Annotated in this window: 19 protein-coding genes and 1 tRNA gene; 15 read left to right on the top strand and 5 right to left on the bottom strand. The window is 70.1% G+C overall.

Annotated elements, in window-relative coordinates:
* The first annotated feature begins 116 nt into the window (after positions 1-116).
* From tmk to CA984_RS00075, 5 genes are all read left to right on the top strand, one after another.
* Positions 117-2,183, top strand: a complete 2,067-nt coding sequence (tmk, locus tag CA984_RS00095) for a dTMP kinase (protein ID WP_086566394.1) — start codon at positions 117-119, stop codon at positions 2,181-2,183.
* Positions 2,184-2,204: 21 nt separating this feature from the next.
* A complete protein-coding gene (locus CA984_RS00090) occupies positions 2,205-3,386 on the top strand; it encodes a DNA polymerase III subunit delta' (protein WP_086566392.1) in 1,182 nt (393 codons plus the stop codon).
* A gap of 497 nt (positions 3,387-3,883) precedes the next feature.
* Positions 3,884-4,609 (top strand): hypothetical protein, encoded by a 726-nt coding sequence (locus tag CA984_RS00085; RefSeq protein WP_133061484.1) that lies wholly within the window; start codon positions 3,884-3,886, stop codon positions 4,607-4,609.
* Positions 4,606-5,760: a glycosyltransferase family 4 protein gene (locus CA984_RS00080; protein ID WP_086566387.1), complete on the top strand. Its 1,155-nt coding sequence runs from the start codon at positions 4,606-4,608 to the stop codon at positions 5,758-5,760. Before CA984_RS00085 ends, CA984_RS00080 begins: the two co-directional genes overlap by 4 nt.
* Positions 5,761-5,919: 159 nt before the next feature.
* Positions 5,920-6,765 (top strand): PSP1 domain-containing protein, encoded by an 846-nt coding sequence (locus CA984_RS00075; protein WP_423229272.1) that lies wholly within the window; start codon positions 5,920-5,922, stop codon positions 6,763-6,765.
* A gap of 126 nt (positions 6,766-6,891) precedes the next feature.
* Here the strand turns inward: CA984_RS00075 and CA984_RS00070 are convergent, their stop codons facing one another.
* A complete protein-coding gene (locus CA984_RS00070; protein ID WP_086566383.1) occupies positions 6,892-7,785 on the bottom strand; it encodes an alpha/beta fold hydrolase in 894 nt (297 codons plus the stop codon).
* A gap of 148 nt (positions 7,786-7,933) precedes the next feature.
* Here CA984_RS00070 and CA984_RS00065 point away from each other — a divergent pair, with 148 nt between their 5' ends.
* The 6 genes from CA984_RS00065 to CA984_RS00040 all read left to right on the top strand — a co-directional run bounded on the left by CA984_RS00065 (position 7,934) and on the right by CA984_RS00040 (position 12,473).
* The gene (locus tag CA984_RS00065; protein WP_086566381.1) at positions 7,934-8,785 is read left to right on the top strand and encodes an alpha/beta fold hydrolase; all 852 of its coding nucleotides are present in this window, start codon (positions 7,934-7,936) and stop codon (positions 8,783-8,785) included.
* 347 nt (positions 8,786-9,132) lie between these two features.
* A complete protein-coding gene (locus CA984_RS00060) occupies positions 9,133-10,560 on the top strand; it encodes an alpha/beta hydrolase (RefSeq protein WP_242675643.1) in 1,428 nt (475 codons plus the stop codon).
* Positions 10,561-10,627: 67 nt separating this feature from the next.
* Positions 10,628-10,701: transfer RNA gene (locus CA984_RS00055), tRNA-Thr, on the top strand.
* 281 nt (positions 10,702-10,982) lie between these two features.
* Positions 10,983-11,366 (top strand): VOC family protein, encoded by a 384-nt coding sequence (locus tag CA984_RS00050; RefSeq protein WP_423229271.1) that lies wholly within the window; start codon positions 10,983-10,985, stop codon positions 11,364-11,366.
* 204 nt (positions 11,367-11,570) lie between these two features.
* The gene (locus tag CA984_RS00045; RefSeq protein WP_086566375.1) at positions 11,571-11,756 is read left to right on the top strand and encodes a hypothetical protein; all 186 of its coding nucleotides are present in this window, start codon (positions 11,571-11,573) and stop codon (positions 11,754-11,756) included.
* A gap of 165 nt (positions 11,757-11,921) precedes the next feature.
* The gene (locus tag CA984_RS00040; RefSeq protein WP_086566372.1) at positions 11,922-12,473 is read left to right on the top strand and encodes a dihydrofolate reductase family protein; all 552 of its coding nucleotides are present in this window, start codon (positions 11,922-11,924) and stop codon (positions 12,471-12,473) included.
* 183 nt (positions 12,474-12,656) lie between these two features.
* On the opposite strand, the gene CA984_RS00035 is transcribed toward CA984_RS00040, so the two are convergent.
* The gene (locus tag CA984_RS00035; protein ID WP_242675642.1) at positions 12,657-13,403 is read right to left on the bottom strand and encodes a hypothetical protein; all 747 of its coding nucleotides are present in this window, start codon (positions 13,401-13,403) and stop codon (positions 12,657-12,659) included.
* A gap of 237 nt (positions 13,404-13,640) precedes the next feature.
* Between CA984_RS00035 and CA984_RS00030 the strand changes: the two genes are divergently transcribed.
* Positions 13,641-14,312: an MOSC domain-containing protein gene (locus CA984_RS00030; RefSeq protein ID WP_086566367.1), complete on the top strand. Its 672-nt coding sequence runs from the start codon at positions 13,641-13,643 to the stop codon at positions 14,310-14,312.
* A 158-nt stretch (positions 14,313-14,470) separates the two neighbouring features.
* Here the strand turns inward: CA984_RS00030 and CA984_RS00025 are convergent, their stop codons facing one another.
* The gene (locus CA984_RS00025; protein WP_207620598.1) at positions 14,471-15,025 is read right to left on the bottom strand and encodes a CGNR zinc finger domain-containing protein; all 555 of its coding nucleotides are present in this window, start codon (positions 15,023-15,025) and stop codon (positions 14,471-14,473) included.
* 84 nt (positions 15,026-15,109) lie between these two features.
* Here CA984_RS00025 and CA984_RS00020 point away from each other — a divergent pair, with 84 nt between their 5' ends.
* Both CA984_RS00020 and CA984_RS00015 read left to right on the top strand, forming a co-directional pair.
* Positions 15,110-15,970, top strand: a complete 861-nt coding sequence (locus CA984_RS00020; protein WP_242675641.1) for an alpha/beta fold hydrolase — start codon at positions 15,110-15,112, stop codon at positions 15,968-15,970.
* The gene (locus CA984_RS00015) at positions 15,967-16,578 is read left to right on the top strand and encodes an NAD(P)-dependent oxidoreductase (RefSeq protein WP_086566362.1); all 612 of its coding nucleotides are present in this window, start codon (positions 15,967-15,969) and stop codon (positions 16,576-16,578) included. Before CA984_RS00020 ends, CA984_RS00015 begins: the two co-directional genes overlap by 4 nt.
* Positions 16,579-16,631: 53 nt before the next feature.
* Here CA984_RS00015 and CA984_RS44325 read toward each other — a convergent pair whose 3' ends face one another.
* Positions 16,632-16,787, bottom strand: a complete 156-nt coding sequence (locus CA984_RS44325; RefSeq protein WP_242675648.1) for a leucine zipper domain-containing protein — start codon at positions 16,785-16,787, stop codon at positions 16,632-16,634.
* Between the two features lie 17 nt (positions 16,788-16,804).
* Entirely contained in the window at positions 16,805-16,978 is a 174-nt protein-coding gene (locus CA984_RS45750; RefSeq protein WP_165781041.1) for a hypothetical protein, read from the bottom strand.
* Between the two features lie 160 nt (positions 16,979-17,138).
* Here CA984_RS45750 and CA984_RS00005 point away from each other — a divergent pair.
* A partial coding sequence (locus tag CA984_RS00005; protein WP_423229270.1) for a Cgl0159 family (beta/alpha)8-fold protein occupies positions 17,139-17,617 on the top strand: 479 nt, incomplete at its 3' end.

Here is a 17,617-nt window from a genome sequence, read left to right as displayed (position 1 = left end):
GAGTGCCGCCTGCGCGGGACAGGCCGCACGTATTACCCTCATGCGATGAGCAGCCGGGCATATCCGTCGGGCTCATGTTTTTCCCAGCCCAGCGAGCACCTGGATACGCTGACACCATGACCACCCCTGGCCGGAACACCGCGCGCCGCAAGCCTCCCAACGTGCTGGCCAACGCTCCGTTCCGCAAGCTGTGGACGGCCATGGCGGTGTGCAGCCTCGGCGACTGGCTGAACATCATCGCGTTGACCGCGCTTGCCGGAAACCTCACCAGCGGAGCCGGATACAAGGCTCAGAGCCTGGCCATCGGCGGCGTCTTCGTCGCGAAGATGCTCCCGGCCATCCTGCTGGGCCCTCTCGCGGGCGCGTTCGCCGACCGGTTCGACCGCCGGTTGACCATGTTCTTCTCCGACCTGCTGCGCTTCGCGCTGGTCCTGTCGATCCCGCTGATCGGCAGCTACCAGTGGGTGATCATCGCCACGTTCCTGGTCGAGTGCGTCAACCTCTTCTGGGTCCCCGCCAAGGACGCCACGGTGCCGAACCTGGTGCCCAAGGAGCGGCTGGAGGAGGCCAACCAGCTCAACCTCCTGGTCACGTACGGCACCGCCCCGGTCGCCGCTCTCCTGTTCGCCGTGCTGTCGGTGGCCGACGACGCCCTGGGCAGGTTCGTCCCGTACTTCGCCGACCGTGACACCTACCTGGCGCTGTTCATCAACGCCATCGCGTACCTGGTGTCGGCCGTCATCATCTTCACGCTCAAGGACATCTCGAAGCCCGGCGCGACGGCCACCGCGATCTCCACGCCGTCGGTGCTGCGGCAGATCGTCGACGGCTGGCGCTTCGTCGGCGGCAACCGGCTGATCCGGGGCCTGGTCATCGGCATGCTCGGCGCGTTCGCCGCAGGCGGCACGGTGGTCGGTGTGGCCAAGATCTACGTGGTGGCGTTGCGGGGCGGCGACGCGGCCTACGGCGTGGTGTTCGGCGCGGTCTTCGTCGGCATGGCCGCCGGCATGTTCTTCGGGCCCAGGCTGCTGCGGGAGCTGTCCCGGCGGCGGTTGTTCGGGCTGTCGATCGTCGTGGCCGGGGTGGTGCTCGCCGCGATCGCGCTCATCCACAACCTGGTGATCGTCGCCCTGCTCACCGTGGTGCTGGGGGCGTGCGCCGGGATCGCCTGGATCATCGGCTACACCATGATCGGGCTGGAGGTGGAGGACAACCTGCGCGGCCGTACGTTCTCCTTCCTGCAGTCGCTCGCCCGGGTCACCCTGCTGCTGGTGGTCGCGGTCGCGCCGACGCTGGCGGGCCTGTTCGGCATGCACGAGGTCAGGCTCGGCGGGGAGACGGTCTACCGGTTCGACGGCTCCAACCTGGTGCTGCTGATCGGCGCACTGCTCGCGGTGATCGTCGGTCTCCTCGCGCTGCGGCACATGGACGACCGCAAGGGCGTGTCGATCGTCTCCGACCTGGTCGCGGCGGTGCGCGGCGAGCGGTTCGCGCCCGAGGAGACCGAGCAGCCGCGCGGGATGTTCATCGCGTTCGAGGGCGGTGAGGGCTCGGGCAAGACCACACAGTCCAGGTTGCTCGCGATCTGGCTCCGGGACCAGGGCTTCGACGTCGTGCAGACCCGGGAGCCGGGCTCGACCAAGGTGGGCATGCGGCTGCGCGCCATCCTGCTGGACGCCGTCCACCAGGGGCTGTCGGCGCGGTCGGAGGCGTTGCTGTACGCGGCCGACCGGGCCGAGCACGTGGAGAAGGTCATCCGCCCGGCGCTCTACCGGGGGTCGATGGTGATCTCCGACCGTTACGTGGACTCCTCGCTCGCCTACCAGGGGGCCGGCCGGGCCCTGGAGCCCGGCGACGTGGCCAGGATCAACGCCTGGGCCACCGGAGGGCTCGTCCCCGACCTGACCGTGCTCATCGACACCCCGCCGTCGGTCGGCCTGACCCGGCTGGGCGGGGCCGCCGACCGGATCGAGTCCGAGCCGCTGGAGTTCCACGAGCGGGTGCGCCGCGAGTTCCGCTCGCTGGCCGCCGCCGCCCCGGACCGCTACCTGGTCGTCGACGGGACCCTCGCCCAGGACCAGATCTCCCTGCTCATCCATGACCGGGTCCGCGAGGTGCTGCCCGACCCGGTGCCGGAGGAGTCGGAGGACGCCACCGGGACCATCCCCGTCATCCGCGACTGACACCGGCGGTAGGTTGAGGGCGTGGGAGTCTTCGATGACCTTGTGGGGCAGGAGCGGGCCGCGGTGGCGCTCCGCCGGGCCGCCGAAGGGGCCGCCGAGATGCTGGCCGGAGGCTCCGGCGCGGGGATGACCCACGCGTGGCTGTTCACCGGGCCGCCCGGGTCCGGCAGGGAAGCGGCGGCACGGGCGTTCGCCGCCGCGCTGTTCTGCCCCGACCAGGGGTGTGGCCACTGCGACATGTGCCACCAGGTGGCGATCGGCTCCCACCCGGACCTGGAGATCGTCCGCACCGAGGGTCTCTCCTACGGCATCAAGGAGACCCGTCAGCTCATTCTCCGGGCGGCCGGGGCGCCGACGCTGGGGCGCTGGAGGGTCGTTCTGTTCGAGGGCGCCGACCGGATGCCGGAGCGCGCCTCCAACGCGCTGCTGAAGGCGATCGAGGAGCCGCCGCCCAAGACGGTCTGGCTGCTCTGCACGCCGTCGCCCGCGGACCTGGTCATCACCATCCGGTCGCGCTGCCGGGTGGTCACCCTGGTCACTCCGCCCACGGCGGCGGTCGCCCACGCGCTGGTGACCCGCGACAACATCCCGCCGGACATGGCGGAGTTCGTCGCGCGGGCCACCCAGGGCCATCTGGAGCGGGCCCGGCGGCTGGCACTGGACCCGGAGATGCGCGCACGCCGCGAGGCGGTGCTCTCCATCCCCCGGTCGCTCACCGGGGTCGGGGAGTGCGTCATCGCCGCGGAGCGGTTGGTGGACACCGCCAAGAAGGAGGCCGACGCGGTCTCCTCGGCGCTGGACGAGGGGGAGACCGCCGAGCTCCGCAAGATCTACGGTGAGGGCTCCTCGGGGAAGGGGCTGAACAAGGGCCTGATCCGGGGTGGGGCAGGGGCGATCAAGGATCTGGAGAAACTCCAGAAGTCCCGGGCCACCCGGACCCAGCGTGACGTCATCGACGCGGCGCTGCTCGACCTGGTGGCGTTCTACCGCGACGTGCTGGCCATGCAGTTCGGCGCGCCCGTGGAGCTGGCCAACGAGGACCGGCGGGCCGACCTGGAGAGCCTGACCCGCTCCTCCACCCCCGAGGACACGCTGCGCAGGATCGACGCGATCATGCGCTGCCGCGAGCGGCTGGCCGCCAACGTCAACCCGCAGATGGCCGTCGAGGCGATGACCATCTCGCTGCACCGGCCCCAGCTCTGACCTGACCGGTGGTCCGGCCGGTGTCCCCGGGCGACCTGGAGGCGGTTTCCGCGTCTCCCGGTCATGCGGCCGGAACGTCTGGTCATGCGGGCCGGAACATCCCAGCCCGGAAGACCGGAGCCCGCTGAGACGACCGACTCGTCGACGGGACCGCTCCGGGTGAGCAGCTCATCGTCCGATGGAGGCGGAGTCCGGGGTGACCGGCTCGGGCCGCCACCGGGCGCTCATCCGTTCCCGGAGGTCGGTGAAGCGCGGGATTCGAGAATCGGCTGGTGAGGTGATGAGGGCTGTCATGCCCCAGCGGCACTCATCCGCCTTTTTCCCCATGAATGGAACCAATCGCGGCTAATGCCACTCAAAGGATGAGTGTGGATCGTTAGAATTCCCAGCGAATTTCCATGCATTCGTTATAAATCTATCGGACAGTGTCCTGCTCTACGGGGATGAGCAGGAAGACCGGGGGACTTTTGAGGAGCATCGAAGCACGTCAAGAGGTGATGGCGCCGGGGGTCAGGCGAGCTGTCACCAGCCGGGTGGACAACCACGACGTGCTGAGGATCGAGTGGCCGGAGCCGGTGGACGGGGAGATCGTCCTACGGCACGTGGAGACGGGGGAGGAACGCGGGGGCACCGATCTCGCAGGGCTGTGGCCGGGCGTCTGGACGGTGTCGCACCGGGACGAACCCCTCGCCACCGACGATCCGGGATTCTCGCTGGACGGGCTGCTCGCCTACGCCGAGACGCCCCGCGACCGGGAGATCCGGGCGTTCCGGACCTCCCTCGGCACTCTCGCCCTGACCGTCCGCGACGTCGAACCGTACGTCGAGGTGACCGCCGTCGTCTCCGACGACGGTGTGATCGAGATCGACGGCGTGATCGCGTACGGCGAGCCGATCGAGGGCTCGGCCAGTCTCGTGGCCGTGGCCAGGAAGGGCCCGGAGCCGGTGAGCGGTCCGGCGCTCTTCCGGGGGCGCCGCTTCGAAGGGGTCCTTCAGATCGAGCCGATGGCCCGGGCACAGGTGAGGCGGCGGGCCTTCTGGGACCTCCACGCCGAGGTCGCCGGGGTACGGCTGCCGCTGGCGGCCCGTCTCGACGACATCACCGACAAGAAGACCAAAGTACGTTTCCCCGCCCAGCGCGTGGGACAGGTGAGGGTCCGGCCGTACTACACCGACACCGACAGCCTCGCCGTCGCGCTCACCGTCGAGGAGGAGACCTCATGAAGATCTCCTTTCTGATCCTCAACGCCTACGGCATGGGGGGGACGATCCGGGCCACCTTCGACCTCGCCACCGAGATGTCCGAGCGGCACGACGTCGAGGTGATCAGCGTCTTCCAGCACACCGACCTGCCCTTCCTGCCGCTGGGATCCAAGGTCAGGCTGCGTTCGCTGGTGGACCTGCGGGAGGGGGCCAGGGTCCGCTGGCCGTACACGAAGAAGGCGGAGCGGCTGGGCGAGCAGCCGAGCGCGCTGATCCACCCCGAGGAGCGCGCCTACGCCTCCTTCAGCGCCTGGAGCGACGACGTGCTCAGGCGCGAGCTGCGGCGGCTCCGCACCGACGTGCTGATCACCACTCGCGCCGGGCTGAACATCATGGCCGCCCGGTTCGCCCGCAGGCGGGTCGTCACGATCGCCCAGGAACACCTGCACTTCGAGGCTCACCAGCCCGGCATCTTCGAGGAGATCCGGCAGTGGTACCCGAAGCTGGACGCGATCGTCACCCTCACCGAGGCCGACGAGCAGGACTACCGGACCATGCTCGACGGGGCGCGGACGCGGGTCTACACCATCGGCAACGGGCTGGCCGGAGGGCCGCGCCCCCGCTCCAGGCAGGACAACCGGATCGTGCTGGCCGCCGGGCGGCTGGTGCCCGTCAAGGGGTACGACCGGTTGCTGAAGGCGTTCGCCCAGGTGGTCCGGGAACGCCCGGACTGGAAGCTGCGGATCTACGGCGAGGGCCGGATCAGCGACAAGCTGGTCAAACTGGCCGTGAAGCTGCGCCTGCACAACAACGTCACGTTCATGGGCCCGACCGGCGACATCGAGGGCGAGCTGGCCAAGGCCTCCATCCACGCGGTCAGCTCCCGGTTCGAGGGCTTCGGCATGACCATCATCGAGGCGTTCGCGTGCGGGGTGCCGGTGGTCAGCTTCGACTGTCCCCGAGGACCTCGGGAGATCATCACTTCCGGTCATGACGGGATGCTGGTCCCGCCCGACGACGTGGACGCCCTGGCCGGGGGGCTGCTCAAGATGATCGACGACGAGGAGGGCCGTCACCGGATGGCGGCCAACGCGCTGGAGACGGCCGGGCGCTACGACATCTCCATGATCGTGGAACGGTGGGAGAAGTCCTTCGCCGAGCTCGTGCGCTGACAGCAGGACGAGGACAATCCCGTTCTGATCAACTTCCGCACCGGGGAACAGGGCCGGTGCTCCGATGCGGAAGCCCACGGGGCCGCCTGTGACGCGTAGTGTGGCTCCGTGGGCGCTTAGCCGTACCCCCAGCAGCTTTGGAGCCACATGAGCATGATCATGGCCGTGAGCTTCACCCGTTACGGCCGGCTGTACTACCTCGATCCGGGCGAGCACAGTCCCAAGGTCGGCGACAGGGTGCTGGTGCCCACCGACGCGGGGCCGGAGGTGGCCGAGTGCGTGTGGGCGCCGCAGTGGAGCAGCGAGGAGATCGGCGGACTCCCGGTGTGCGCGGGCATCGCGGGTGAGGAGCACCTGGCCCGCGACGAGGGCAACAAGCGGAGGCGCGCGGAGGCGCGCAGCGTCTCCAAACGCCTGATCAAGCGGCACGAGCTGCCCATGAAGGTCGTCGGCGTCGACTACCTCGACTCCGACAACGTCTACACCGTCTACTTCTCGGCGCCCCACCGCGTCGACTTCCGCGCCCTCGTCCGCGACCTGGCCCGCAACCTGCGCGCCCGGGTGGAGCTGCGCCAGATCGGCCCCCGCGACGAGGCCCGCCTGCAGGGCGGCATCGGCCCCTGCGGCCGCGACCTGTGCTGTGCCACCTTTCTCAAGGACTTCGAGCCGGTCTCCGTGCGCATGGCCAAGGACCAGGACCTGCCGGTCAACCCGCTGCGCATCGCGGGGGCGTGCGGACGGCTGATGTGCTGCCTCAAATACGAGCACCCGCTCTACGTCAACGCGAACAACAAGATGCCCCGCGTCGGCCTCAAGGTCGACACCCCCGAGGGCCCGGGGACCGTCGTGGGACGCAACGTCCCCTCGGACTCGGTGACGGTCCGGCTGGACGAGGGCGGGCGGCGCTGCGCCTGCCCCTCCGCCTCGGTCTGCTCCCCGCGCAAGCAGCACGACACGATGTACGGCGAGGCGGCGACGGCCGCCGACGGCCCCCCGGAGGGGTAGCCGGCTCAGCCGGCGGTCCCGGTCCCGGTCTGTGCCGCGGCGTGGCTCAGCCGATGGGTGCCGGCTGAGCCGTGTGCCGCAGGCTGCTCGGCCTGTGGTCGCGGTTCCGGTCGTGCCGCACGCGGCTCAGCCGGCGGATGCCGTTCCGGTCGTGTGCCGTAGCAGCGTACGCAGGATCTCCTCCGCATGGGTCCACAGCAGCGCGCCGCCGGCGTCGGGCACGAGATGGCGGCGCGCGGACGGGATGCGGCCGGCCAGGGTGGCGCCGTGGTCGGGGGAGTGGACCGTGCTGGTGTCCTGCCGGCCGTACCAGAGGTCGACCGGCACGGTGATGCCCGTGGGGTCGAACGGCCAGCGTCCCATGGCCAGAACGGTGTCCCGGGCGTATCCGGCCGGACCCTGGGAGAACGCCTCGTCCATGGCACGGCGGAAGGCCCGCTCGAACGAGGGCTGCAGGTAGACCTCGCGGTCGAGGCCGGGACTCCCGGCGATGATCATTTCCCACAGCGCATCGGGACTGCCGAATCCGGCGAAGGACGCCTCGGCGCGGGCCGGGTCGGCCGCCACGGAGTCGACCAGGAAGCGGACCTCCGGCTCCAGGGCGTCGGCGAACTCCGGCGCGGCCAGCTCGTCCCCGCCGGAGACGATCGCCGCCCCCACCGCGACGCCCGCCGCCGCGCAGGCGAGGGCGTAGGGCGCTCCCTGGGAGAACCCGACGACCATCAGGCCCTCCAGGCCGCGCGCCGCCGCGAGGTCGCGGATGTCATCCGCCCAGCCGTCCAGGGTCCGGCCGGGCGCGGGGTCGGAGGCTCCCAGCCCCGGGCGGTCCACCGAGACGAGACGGACCCCGAGAGCGTCGACGACGTCCGTGCCGAACCCCAGCCACCGGCTCGTGGCCGCACCGGGGCACAGCAGCACCGGGCTGCCGTCCTGCGGCCCCCACTCCGCCCAGCCCAGCAGCCGGCCGTCGGGAAGCCCGCTCTCTCCGATTCGGACCGGGTCTTCAACGTTCACATGCATGACCGGAATTGTCGCTGGCGGGCGCTGAGGACGCACGTCGTTTTCCGCCGATGGCGGACGGTCCTGGCGGTTCGCGAGGTTGATCGTGAAGTATCTCTGCGTCAGGAACGGAATGCGGGAACGGGCAGGCGAACATGGGAGTGCGGGCATGGCGATGATCCGGCTCGGTGACACGGAGTTCGGCTGTGACGAGGCCGGCAGCGGGCCGGTGGTCGTCCTGGTACACGCGGGCTGTGCGGACAGGCGGATGTGGGATCACCAGTTCCGGACGCTGTCCGAGAGGTATCGGGTGATCCGCTATGACTGGCGTGGGTACGGCGAATCCGGTGACGCGACCGGCGAGTTCGCCCACCACGAGGACCTGCTGGCACTGCTGGACGCCTTCGAGGTGGACCGGGCCGTGCTGGTGGGCAGCTCGGACGGCGGCAAGATCTCGCTGGACGCCGCGCTCACCGCACCCGAGCGGGTCACCGCGCTCACCCTGGTCGCTCCCGGGCTGTCCGGGTACGAATGGCCGCCGTCGATGCCGGCCCGGTACCGGGAGCGGGTGCACAGCGTGATCGGGGTCGACCGGCTCCGGAGCTATCGCACCGGTGAGGTGGAGACCGTCGACGTGGCGGAGCTGGAGGCGTACTCCGAGGCCGAGACGGAGTTCCTGGTGGCCGGGCCCGGCCGTACCCGCGACGACCTCGCTCCCCAGGTGTGGGAGCTGGCGCTGAAGATGGACCGCCTGCTGAACGAGCGCTCGTGGACCGGGCCGCACGGCAGCGACCGTGGCCTGCGGCCGCCGGCGAGGGGGCGGCTCGCCGAGGTCGAGGTGCCGACCCTGGTGGTCACCGGGACGGCCGACGTGCCGGAGATCCTGGAGGTGTCCGACCTGCTGGTGCGGGAGATCGGGAAAGCCCGCCGGGTCGAGTTCCCGGACACCGGCCACCTGCCGCCGCTGGAGCGCCCGGAGGAGTTCACCGCCGTCCTGACCGGCTTCCTGGCGTCTCTTTAGAGATTCCCCGAGCTGTTCCCGGGTTGGAGGTCTTCCCGGTCGGGAGGTGTCCCGGGGCTGTCCGGAGATGTCCCGGGGTTGGGAAGTCGCGTGCTCTCGGAGGGTCGCCGGCACTTCTCGGAGAGCTCCCGGCACATCCCCGGCTCCACTCCTCTGCTCCTCTGCGACTTCCCCGCCCAGGGCGGCCGGGTGGGTGGGATGACGGGGCGATCGATCAGTCCGCCGTGGGGCAGTGGATCCGTCCTCGGTGAGGAATTCGGGGAGGTGGGCGTAGGATTCCCCCGGAATGCGATCTGCCGCCCCCCGAAAGGCACAGCGTGAGATTCCGCCGTACGGTTGCCGCCCTCGTGGCGCTGGTTCTCTCCGCGACAGCCTGCACCGGTGCCGACCGAGCGCGGACCGCGCTCGACTGGACGGGCTGCGGTGACGGGTTCGAATGCGCCAAGCTGGGCGTGCCGCTCGACCACGACAGGCCCGACGGCGAGCGGATCCAGATCAGCGTGATCCGGCTCCCCGCCTCGGGAGACCGGCTCGGCTCGATCCTCGTGAACCCGGGTGGCCCCGGCGGTTCCGGGATCGAATACGCGCGCAGCGCGCGCTCGGTGCTGAGCGAGGCCGTACGGGCCCGTTTCGACGTGGTGGGATTCGACCCGCGCGGGGTCGGTGAGTCCTCGCCCGTCCGCTGCCTGTCGCCGAGCGAGCTGGACGCCTATCTCAGCCTCGACGGCTCCCCCGACTCGCCCGCCGAGGTCGCCGCACTGGAGGAGGGCTCGCGGCGGTTCGCCGCCGGATGCCGGTCCCGCTCGGGCAAGCTGCTGCCGCACGTCGGCACGGCCGACGCGGCACGGGACATGGACCTGCTCCGCGCGGCCCTCGGGGACAAGGGGCTCACCTACCTCGGCAAGTCGTACGGCACGCAGCTCGGCGCGGTCTACGCCGACCTCTTCCCCGGCCGCGTCCGCGCCCTCGTCCTGGACGGCGCGGTGGACCTCTCGCTCTCCCCGCTGGAGCTGAACGCCACTCAGGCCCACGGCTTCGAGGTCGCTCTCGACGCGTTCCTCGAAGACTGCTTCACCGCCGCGGACTGTCCCTTCGAAGGCCCGGTGAAGCCGGCCCGTGAGGAGCTCGCCGCCCTGCTCGGCAGGACGGACCAGGAGCCCCTGGCCAACAAGAGCGGCGACGGCCGCCGGATCAGCGAGGCGTGGACCACCCTTGGCCTGATCACCCCCCTCTACGACCGGCAGGCGTGGCCGGTCCTCCGCCAGGCGCTCAACGAGGCGTTGAAGGGTGACGGGACCACACTCCTGCGCATGGCCGACCTGCTGATCGACCGCCGCGAGGGCGGCGCGTACTCCAACCAGACGGAAGCCAACATGGCCGTCAACTGCGTCGACGGTCGCTTCCCCGCCACCTCCGCCGCCTTGGCCGAGGCCGCCCGCGATTCCGTCGGCGACGCGCCGCTGTTCGGCCCCTCTGTCATGTGGTCGTCGCTGCCCTGCGTTTACTGGCCGGCCAAGGCGACGTCCCAGGAGAAGGTCGACGCCCCCGGCGCCGCCCCCATCATGGTCGTCGGCACCGAACGCGACCCGGCCACGCCGTACGAGTGGTCCGAGGCCCTTGCCGACCAGCTCTCCTCCGGGGTGCTGGTCGGTTTCGACGGCGACGGGCACACCGCGTACCTGACCGGCTCGGCATGCGTGGACCGTCTGGTCGACGACTATCTGATCAACCTGGCCGTGCCCAAGGACGGAGTCCGCTGCCCCAAGATCGGTTGATTCGGGGGCGCAGAAAGCCTCCGGGAGCCTGTAGACTGCCGTAGGCCGCGCGAAACATGCGCGGCACGCCGCCTTAGCTCAGTCGGCCAGAGCACTTCACTCGTAATGAAGGGGTCTGGGGTTCGATTCCCCAAGGCGGCTCCCAGGTCAGAGGCCCCCACCGGGTTCCGGTGGGGGCCTTTTGCTAACACCCTTGCTGACAACGCTGTGGATCCGGTTGGGCCTCCCCTCGTAACGTGGAGAGGCTCAGATGCTTGAGGGTTCGGCATCGGCTGATGCTTTACACCGTGCCTGGATCTCGTAGTCGATGTGACCGTCGGCTCGCAGCGCGGCCAGTGAAGCGGCTGGTCGGGCTGGGACATGTCCAGCGCCTGATGGGGGCGCCTTCGAAGAGCGTCTGGCCACTCGTCACAATGTCGGCCATGGCTTCTCTTGTGCACCACGTGAGCATCGACTGTGCGGACACCTACCGGCTCGGAACCTTTTGGGCCGAGGTGCTGGACACCAGGATCAGCGACGACGACCAACCTGGTGATCCCGAGGCCTTGGTCGAGGCAGAGGGTATCTCGATTCTGTTCATCGCTGTCCCCGAGGGCAAGACGGTCAAGAACCGGGTTCACTTTGACATCCAGCCCACAGACCGCACTCGCGACGAGGAGGTCGAGCGTCTGCTGTCCCTCGGCGCCACTCTGGTCGGCGACCGTCGCCGCCCCGACGGCTCCGGCTGGGTCACCCTTGCCGACATCGAGGGAAACGAGTTCTGCGTCGAGCGCAATGCCGCCGAGCGGGCCGCCACCACCTCCTGACCTTCCGCCGAGCGTCGGTGCCCCGACCCGGCCTCCCGGGTGACCGCAACCGATCACCCGGGAACGCAGGTCAGCCGAAGGGGTGTAAAGCATCAACCGAAGCCACACTGTCAAGCATCAGTGGCACCGGCGACCTGCGCGAACTGCCCGTGGGGCAGTGCCGAGGCCGCGATCCTCCCCCGATGCCGGCGGGAAGTGCATGTCGTGCTCGAACGCGAGAACCAGTACGGGTGCGCCGATGTCGCCGAGGGCCGCCCTACGCTGCCCGTCACGAAGCCATCGGTCGGACGCCGCAGACTGGCCGTTCTCACCCTCCGCCGAGGTCCACACCGACTCCTGCGCGCCGAGCAGCTCAAGCCATACGCGGACCTGGTCTTCGTCTTCCCGTAGAACCGCCGGCGGCCCGGCGTCTCTCCGGTCGTACCGGCGGGGCAGGCGGCGCCGGAGTCCCAGCGTCTAAAGGAAGCCGTAAGTAATCCGTAAACGGGTTCCGCGAAGCTGAAGGCACATCGCAACGGCGGGCCGGACAGACCCGCCGCCCCTGAGGAGCAGAACATGAGCAAGGTTGTCGCAGTCATCTACATCTCGATGGACGGCGTCGTGGAGGAGCCCGCCTGGACCGCGCCGTTCTGGAACGACGACCACGGCAAGTTCCAGGCCGGCCAGCTCTCCCAGAGCCGTGCCCTGCTCCTCGGCCGCGTCACCTACGACGGCATGTCCGAGGCCTGGCAGGCGATGGAGGCGGCCGGCGAGGACGTGGGCGAGATGAACAGCATCCCGAAGCACGTGGCCTCCACCACGCTCAAGGAACCGACGTGGAACGCAGCCGTCATCGAAGGCGACGTCGCCGAGGGAGTCGCCAAGCTGAAGGCCGAGGACGGTAAGGACCTCCTCGTCTACGGCAGCGGCGATCTGGTCAACTACCTGATCAAGCACGACCTCATCGACGAGCTCAAGCTCTTCCTCCACCCGGTCGTCGTCGGCAAGGGCAAGCGCCTGTTCCCCGACGGCGTCGACACCAAGACCTGGCAGCTCGCCGGCACCTACACCTTCAGTTCCGGCGCCATCGTCCTGGACTACCGCCCGGCAGCCCGGCAGGAGGCGTAGACACGAGGTTTCGGCATGCGACACGCCCTGCCGCCGGTGTGTTCCCGTCCTCGTTCCGAGCCGCTCTGCAGCCATCGCCTGGAGCGACGGTCCTGGATCGTGCCGTACGTACCAGGGGCCGATGCCTTCTCCGGACTTCACCCGTCTCATCCGGCCCCCGGTCTCGGAGAGCCGCCGGGGTAGTCAGCCGGAGACGCCGAGGAAGAAGGCGGCCGGGATCAGGGCGACGGTCAGGGCGACGGCCCACCACCTGGGGCGGGGGGTCTCCTTCAGGACGGTGACGCCGAGGGGCACGAGCGCGAGGGCCAGGCCGAGGAGGGCCGCCAGTGAGATCGGGTCGCTGCTGCCCTTGAGCACGCCCAGCGGCAGTCCCGCCGCGAGGGCGAGGGCCGCGCAGCGCGTGATGCCGACCGCGCCGGCGCCGAGGGCCTTGGCGCGGAAGGCGCCGGCGGCGAGCACGATCCAGCCGGTCATGATGAAGACGTTGACCGCCTTGAAGACATGGAAAGCGCCGTAGGTGTCGCCGACGGCCTTCCGCGCCGCCTCCAGGCCGAGGGTGTCCACCATCTGGAAGGCCAGATGGCTGACTCCCGCGTGGAAGACGCGGCCGAACAGGCCGAGCACCACCAGCGTGACCCCCCACCTGGCCCAGCCGGGATGGGAGGCGCCGATCCTGCGGGACAGGGAGGTCGCCGCAGGCCACAGGAGTACGGTTCCCGCGGCGAAGAGGCCGTAGGAAAGGGCCATCTGCCCCGGCTGAGCGGCGTAGGCGGCCAGCTGGCCGGGGAAGAAGTCGTTCTCTTCGACCCGTGCCAGCACGCCTGCCAGGAGCAGCAGCGGCCCGAGGACCAGACTGACGCCCTCGGCCCATGGCCCGGGGAGTGCCGCGCGGTCGGGCGAGGAGGTCTGCGGGGGTTCGGCGATCGTCATGTGGATCATTGAATCGGCGGCGGCTCGCGGGCACATGGGCGCTGAGGCGAGAGTCGGGGGTATACCTGGCACTACCTCCAGCCTCGGCGCGGGACGGCCAGGACCGTGCGGACGCGCCAGTGGTTGTTGTCCGCGTCGGACCTGGCGACCACGGCCGCCGTGGGCGGTCCGGCGAGGAACAGCGGCTCGGCCTCGCAGGTGGGATGAATTTTTCACACTCCTTATAAAGTGCGAATTATGCCTCTGCTTCTCTCTGTGAACCTCGCTCACCTGCACTCCGCCGACTACACCGACGCCGACTTCACCGGGATCGACAAGCGTCCCGTGGACGGACCGGTCGCCGTGGCCGCGCCGGGCCCGATGGGGACGGCGGGCAGCGGTGTCGCGGGAGACGTGGTGTACGACCTTCGCGACCACGGTGGCGACCACCAGGCGGTGTACGCCTTCGCCCGCGAGGACCTCGACATCTGGCAGAAGGAGCTGGGGCGCGAGCTGCCCAACGGGGTCTTCGGCGAGAACCTCACCACCTCGGGCCTCGACGTCAACGGCGCCCTGATCGGTGAGCGGTGGCGGATCGGGGCGGACCTGGTCCTGGAGGTCACCTCGGCCCGCATCCCGTGCCGCACGTTCGCGGGCTGGCTGGACGAGAAGGGATGGGTGAAGAGGTTCACGCAGGCCGCGATGCCCGGCGCCTACCTCCGGGTGGTCGAGCCGGGTGAGATCCAGGCGGGCGACGGCATCGAGGTCGTCTTCCGGCCCGGCCACGAGGTGACGGTCGCGTTCCTCTTCCGTGCTCTGACGACCGAGCCCGGCCTGCTGCCGCGGGTGCCCGACGCCGGCGACGCGCTCAACCCCACCTACGCGGCGAAGGTGCGCAGGCGGCTGTCGGGGCGGCCCCAGGAGGCCTGATCCGCTTCACCCAGGGGTATCGCCTCTGGTCCGGGTCACCCCGCCGGAGACCCGGCACACGGGATCCGACCGCCTCCGCCTGCCCGCCCCCCGCCCCGGTGCGGGCCGGCCGAGGTCACGGCGCCGGGTGTTTCACGACACGTGCCGCCGATGGCGGTTCATGACTTGTGGCGCTGGTAGTAGCGCGCCACCCGGACCCGGTTGCCGCACAGTTCGGGAGAGCACCAGCGCCGCCGGGGGTGGGCGGGCAGGAAGAGCATGCGGCAGCCGGGCCCCTCACATCCGCGTACCGACGCGATCGGTCCGGACAGCAGGTCGATCGCCGCGCCCGCGAGTGTCGCGACCAGCGTGGACCGGTAGTCGCCCGCGCGTCCGACGCTGACGGCGATCTGGCCGTCCTCCCAGCTCAGAGTCCGGTACGGCGGGGCCAGCCGGTCGGCCCCGCTCAGCGCGCGCAGTGCCGGGGCCGGAGGCTCGGCCCCTCGTCGCGCGTGGTCGACCACCGTGCCGACGATCTCGCGCAGGTCCAGGACAGCCGCCAGGTCGGCATCGTTCAGGGCCGCTCCGGGCTGGGGAAGACGGTGTGCCTGCGCTCGCAACCATGCCCGCAGCGCGTCCACCGTCGTCAGGTGGTCCACGGGTCCGTCGGGGGAGGCGCCGAGGGTGTTGATCAGATCGAGCGCGACCGGTTCGCCGGTCAGCGGGAGGTGCATATTTCTAATGGTACGTGACCGGTTGACGCGTTAGAAGTCGGCGGGCTATAACTAATGCATCTTCGACGGAAAGAAGCATGTGAGATGGATGTGCCAAACGTTGCCCACCGGTCCGTGGACGTGGACGGGGTCCGGGTCTTCTACCGGGAGGCGGGTCCCCGCGACGCGCCCACGCTGCTCCTGCTGCACGGTTTCCCGTCCGCGTCCCACCAGTTCACCCGGCTGATCGACGCTCTCGGCACCCGCTACCACCTGGTCGCGCCGGACTATCCCGGCTTCGGGCACAGCGAGGCGCCGGCCGGGTTCGGTTACTCCTTCGACCGGCTCGCCGACGTGGTCGAGGGGTTCGTGGACGCGCTCGGCCTGGACCGGTTCGTGCTCTACGCGTTCGACTTCGGGGCGCCTGTGGGGTTCCGCCTGGCCGTACGGCGTCCGGAGTGGATCGCGGGCCTGGTCGTGCAGAACGGCAACGTCTACGAGGAGGGGCTGAGTGAGGCGGCGCGGGGGTTCGTCGCCCTGGGGCCCGGTGAGGAGGATCAGGTGCTCCCGCTGCTGACCCTGGAGGCCACCAGGGGGCAGTACGAGGGCGGCGCGTCCGACCCCGCCGCGGTCGCTCCCGACGGATGGACCCTCGACCAGCACTTCCTCGACCTGCCGGGCCGCAAGGAGATCCAGATCGCCCTGGCGTTCAACTACAAGAGCAATGTCGCGCTCTACCCCGAGTGGCAGGCGTGGCTGCGTGAGCACCGGCCGCCGACCTTGATCGTGTGGGGGCGGAACGACCCCTTCTTCGTGGAGGAAGGCGCGCGGGCTTTCCTCAAGGATGTGCCGGACGCGGAGTTGCACCTGTTCGACACCGGGCATTTCGCACTTGAAGAGAAGCTGCCGCAGATCGCCCCCCTCGTCGCGGACTTCCTGGAGCGTGCAGGAAAGGACAGCAAATGAAGATCGCAGTCATCGGGGCCAGCGGCCACATCGGCTCCGCAGTCGTCCGTGAGGCCCGCGAGCGTGGCCACGAGATCACGGCCGTCGCCAGGGACGCCTCCTCGCTGGGCGGCGGGGTCGACGCCGACGTGCTCGACCGCGAGTCGATCGCGGAGGTCCTGGCCGGGCACGACGCGGTGGTGCTGGCGGTGAAGGGGCCCGAGACCGTGCCGGAGGCGGTCCGGACCCTGATCGACGTGCTGCCCGGGATCGGGGTGCGGCGGCTGCTGGTCGTGGGCGGCGGCGGAAGCCTGGAGCACGCCCCGGGGCAGCGGTTCGTCGACAGCCCGAACTTCCCGAAGGAGTATCTGGCCGAGGCCCGCGCCCAGGGCGAGGCCCTCGAACTGCTCCGCGCCGAGGGCGGCGCGCTGGACTGGTCCTACGCCAGCCCGCCCCCGGTCCACCTCGTCGACGGTGAGCGCACCGGCGCCTACCGGGTCAAGGCGGGTGACACCCCGATCGGCGGCCCCGACACCCGGATCACGGTCCCGGACTTCGCCGCCGCCCTCGTCGACACGCTGGAGGAACGCGCCTTCGTCCGGGAACGCTTCACCGCCGGCTACCAGTAGTACAGCGCTTCACCGCCGGCTACCAGTAGTACTTCGCCAGGTTGATTTGATCTTCAGTGGTGGGTTCGGCGCGCTGCCGCGTGAATCCGCCGTTCACGGCCGGCGCCGGGCCGGTCTCCCAACCCGTACAGACCTTCGGCGTTGAAGCGTGCCAGCCGGTAGCGCGCCGTCTTGTCCGCACAACCGAGCTCGCGGACGATCCGCGGCACCCGCAGCCGCTCCCGGCTCAACGCGATGACAGCAGCTTCGGCTCCGGGGAGCCTTCGCCGCGGCGTGGCTCGGTCACCTGATACCGCACGTCCCGGGTGATCTCCTGATGCCGGTCATGCACCATCACCCGGTCCGCGCCGCTCATGGCGTCGTCACCGGCGGAACTCTCAAACAGCGCGACGGCGCGCACCCAGCGGCGTGCAAGCTGGGCGTTCCCGTGTCGCCTTCGGCCAGGTGGGGGATGTGTTCCGCTGCGATCCCCAGGGTAGTCGTTGACTCCTACATCCCTGGTTGGTAATTTTGTCAGGACAAACATATGTCTTTACAAACTCTACCTGCGGAGGATTGCCATGGCTGCCACGGTGGGCGAGATCGTGCGCACGCGGGTGCACAACCCCGAGGCGATTGCCGAGGCGGCGAAGCAGCGTGTGCCGGCGCCGTCCGTGGTGGGGGAGCACGGCCGGGTGATGATCATCGCTGCGGACCATCCGGCGCGCGGCTCGCTCGGCGCCGGCGGTGATCCGATGGCCATGGCCGATCGGGGTGATCTCCTGGACCGGCTCTGCCGGGCGCTTGAACGCCCCGGGGTGACCGGGGTGATGGGCACCGCCGACATCCTGGAGGACCTGCTGCTGCTCGGGGTGCTGGACGGCAAGTCGGTGTTCGGATCGATGAACCGGACCGGCCTGGCCGGATCGACGTTCGAGATCGACGACCGCTTCACCGGCTACGACGCGGAGACCATCGCCGCGATGGGCTTCGACGGGGGCAAGACGCTGACCCGGATCGCGTTGGAGGACGCCGCGACGCCTTCGGTGCTGGAGAACCC

Source organism: Streptosporangium minutum (genome assembly GCF_002149035.1).
In the GTDB taxonomy this organism is placed as follows: domain Bacteria; phylum Actinomycetota; class Actinomycetes; order Streptosporangiales; family Streptosporangiaceae; genus Streptosporangium; species Streptosporangium minutum.
Note: the sequence above shows the minus strand (reverse complement) of the source record. Positions and strands in the feature narration are given on the sequence as shown.

Bases quoted from the DNA above. Each gene is read 5' to 3' on its own strand.
- tmk (WP_086566394.1), top strand. From the start codon at position 117: ATGACCACCCCTGGCCGGAACACCGCGCGCCGCAAGCCTCCCAACGTG.
- CA984_RS00085 (WP_133061484.1), top strand. From the start codon at position 3,884: ATGGCGCCGGGGGTCAGGCGAGCTGTCACCAGCCGGGTGGACAACCAC.
- CA984_RS00080 (WP_086566387.1), top strand. From the start codon at position 4,606: ATGAAGATCTCCTTTCTGATCCTCAACGCCTACGGCATGGGGGGGACG.
- CA984_RS00075 (WP_423229272.1), top strand. From the start codon at position 5,920: ATGGCCGTGAGCTTCACCCGTTACGGCCGGCTGTACTACCTCGATCCG.
- CA984_RS00070 (WP_086566383.1), bottom strand. From the start codon at position 7,785: ATGCATGTGAACGTTGAAGACCCGGTCCGAATCGGAGAGAGCGGGCTT.
- CA984_RS00065 (WP_086566381.1), top strand. From the start codon at position 7,934: ATGGCGATGATCCGGCTCGGTGACACGGAGTTCGGCTGTGACGAGGCC.
- CA984_RS00050 (WP_423229271.1), top strand. From the start codon at position 10,983: ATGGCTTCTCTTGTGCACCACGTGAGCATCGACTGTGCGGACACCTAC.
- CA984_RS00040 (WP_086566372.1), top strand. From the start codon at position 11,922: ATGAGCAAGGTTGTCGCAGTCATCTACATCTCGATGGACGGCGTCGTG.
- CA984_RS00035 (WP_242675642.1), bottom strand. From the start codon at position 13,403: ATGACGATCGCCGAACCCCCGCAGACCTCCTCGCCCGACCGCGCGGCA.
- CA984_RS00030 (WP_086566367.1), top strand. From the start codon at position 13,641: ATGCCTCTGCTTCTCTCTGTGAACCTCGCTCACCTGCACTCCGCCGAC.
- CA984_RS00025 (WP_207620598.1), bottom strand. From the start codon at position 15,025: ATGCACCTCCCGCTGACCGGCGAACCGGTCGCGCTCGATCTGATCAAC.
- CA984_RS00020 (WP_242675641.1), top strand. From the start codon at position 15,110: ATGGATGTGCCAAACGTTGCCCACCGGTCCGTGGACGTGGACGGGGTC.
- CA984_RS00015 (WP_086566362.1), top strand. From the start codon at position 15,967: ATGAAGATCGCAGTCATCGGGGCCAGCGGCCACATCGGCTCCGCAGTC.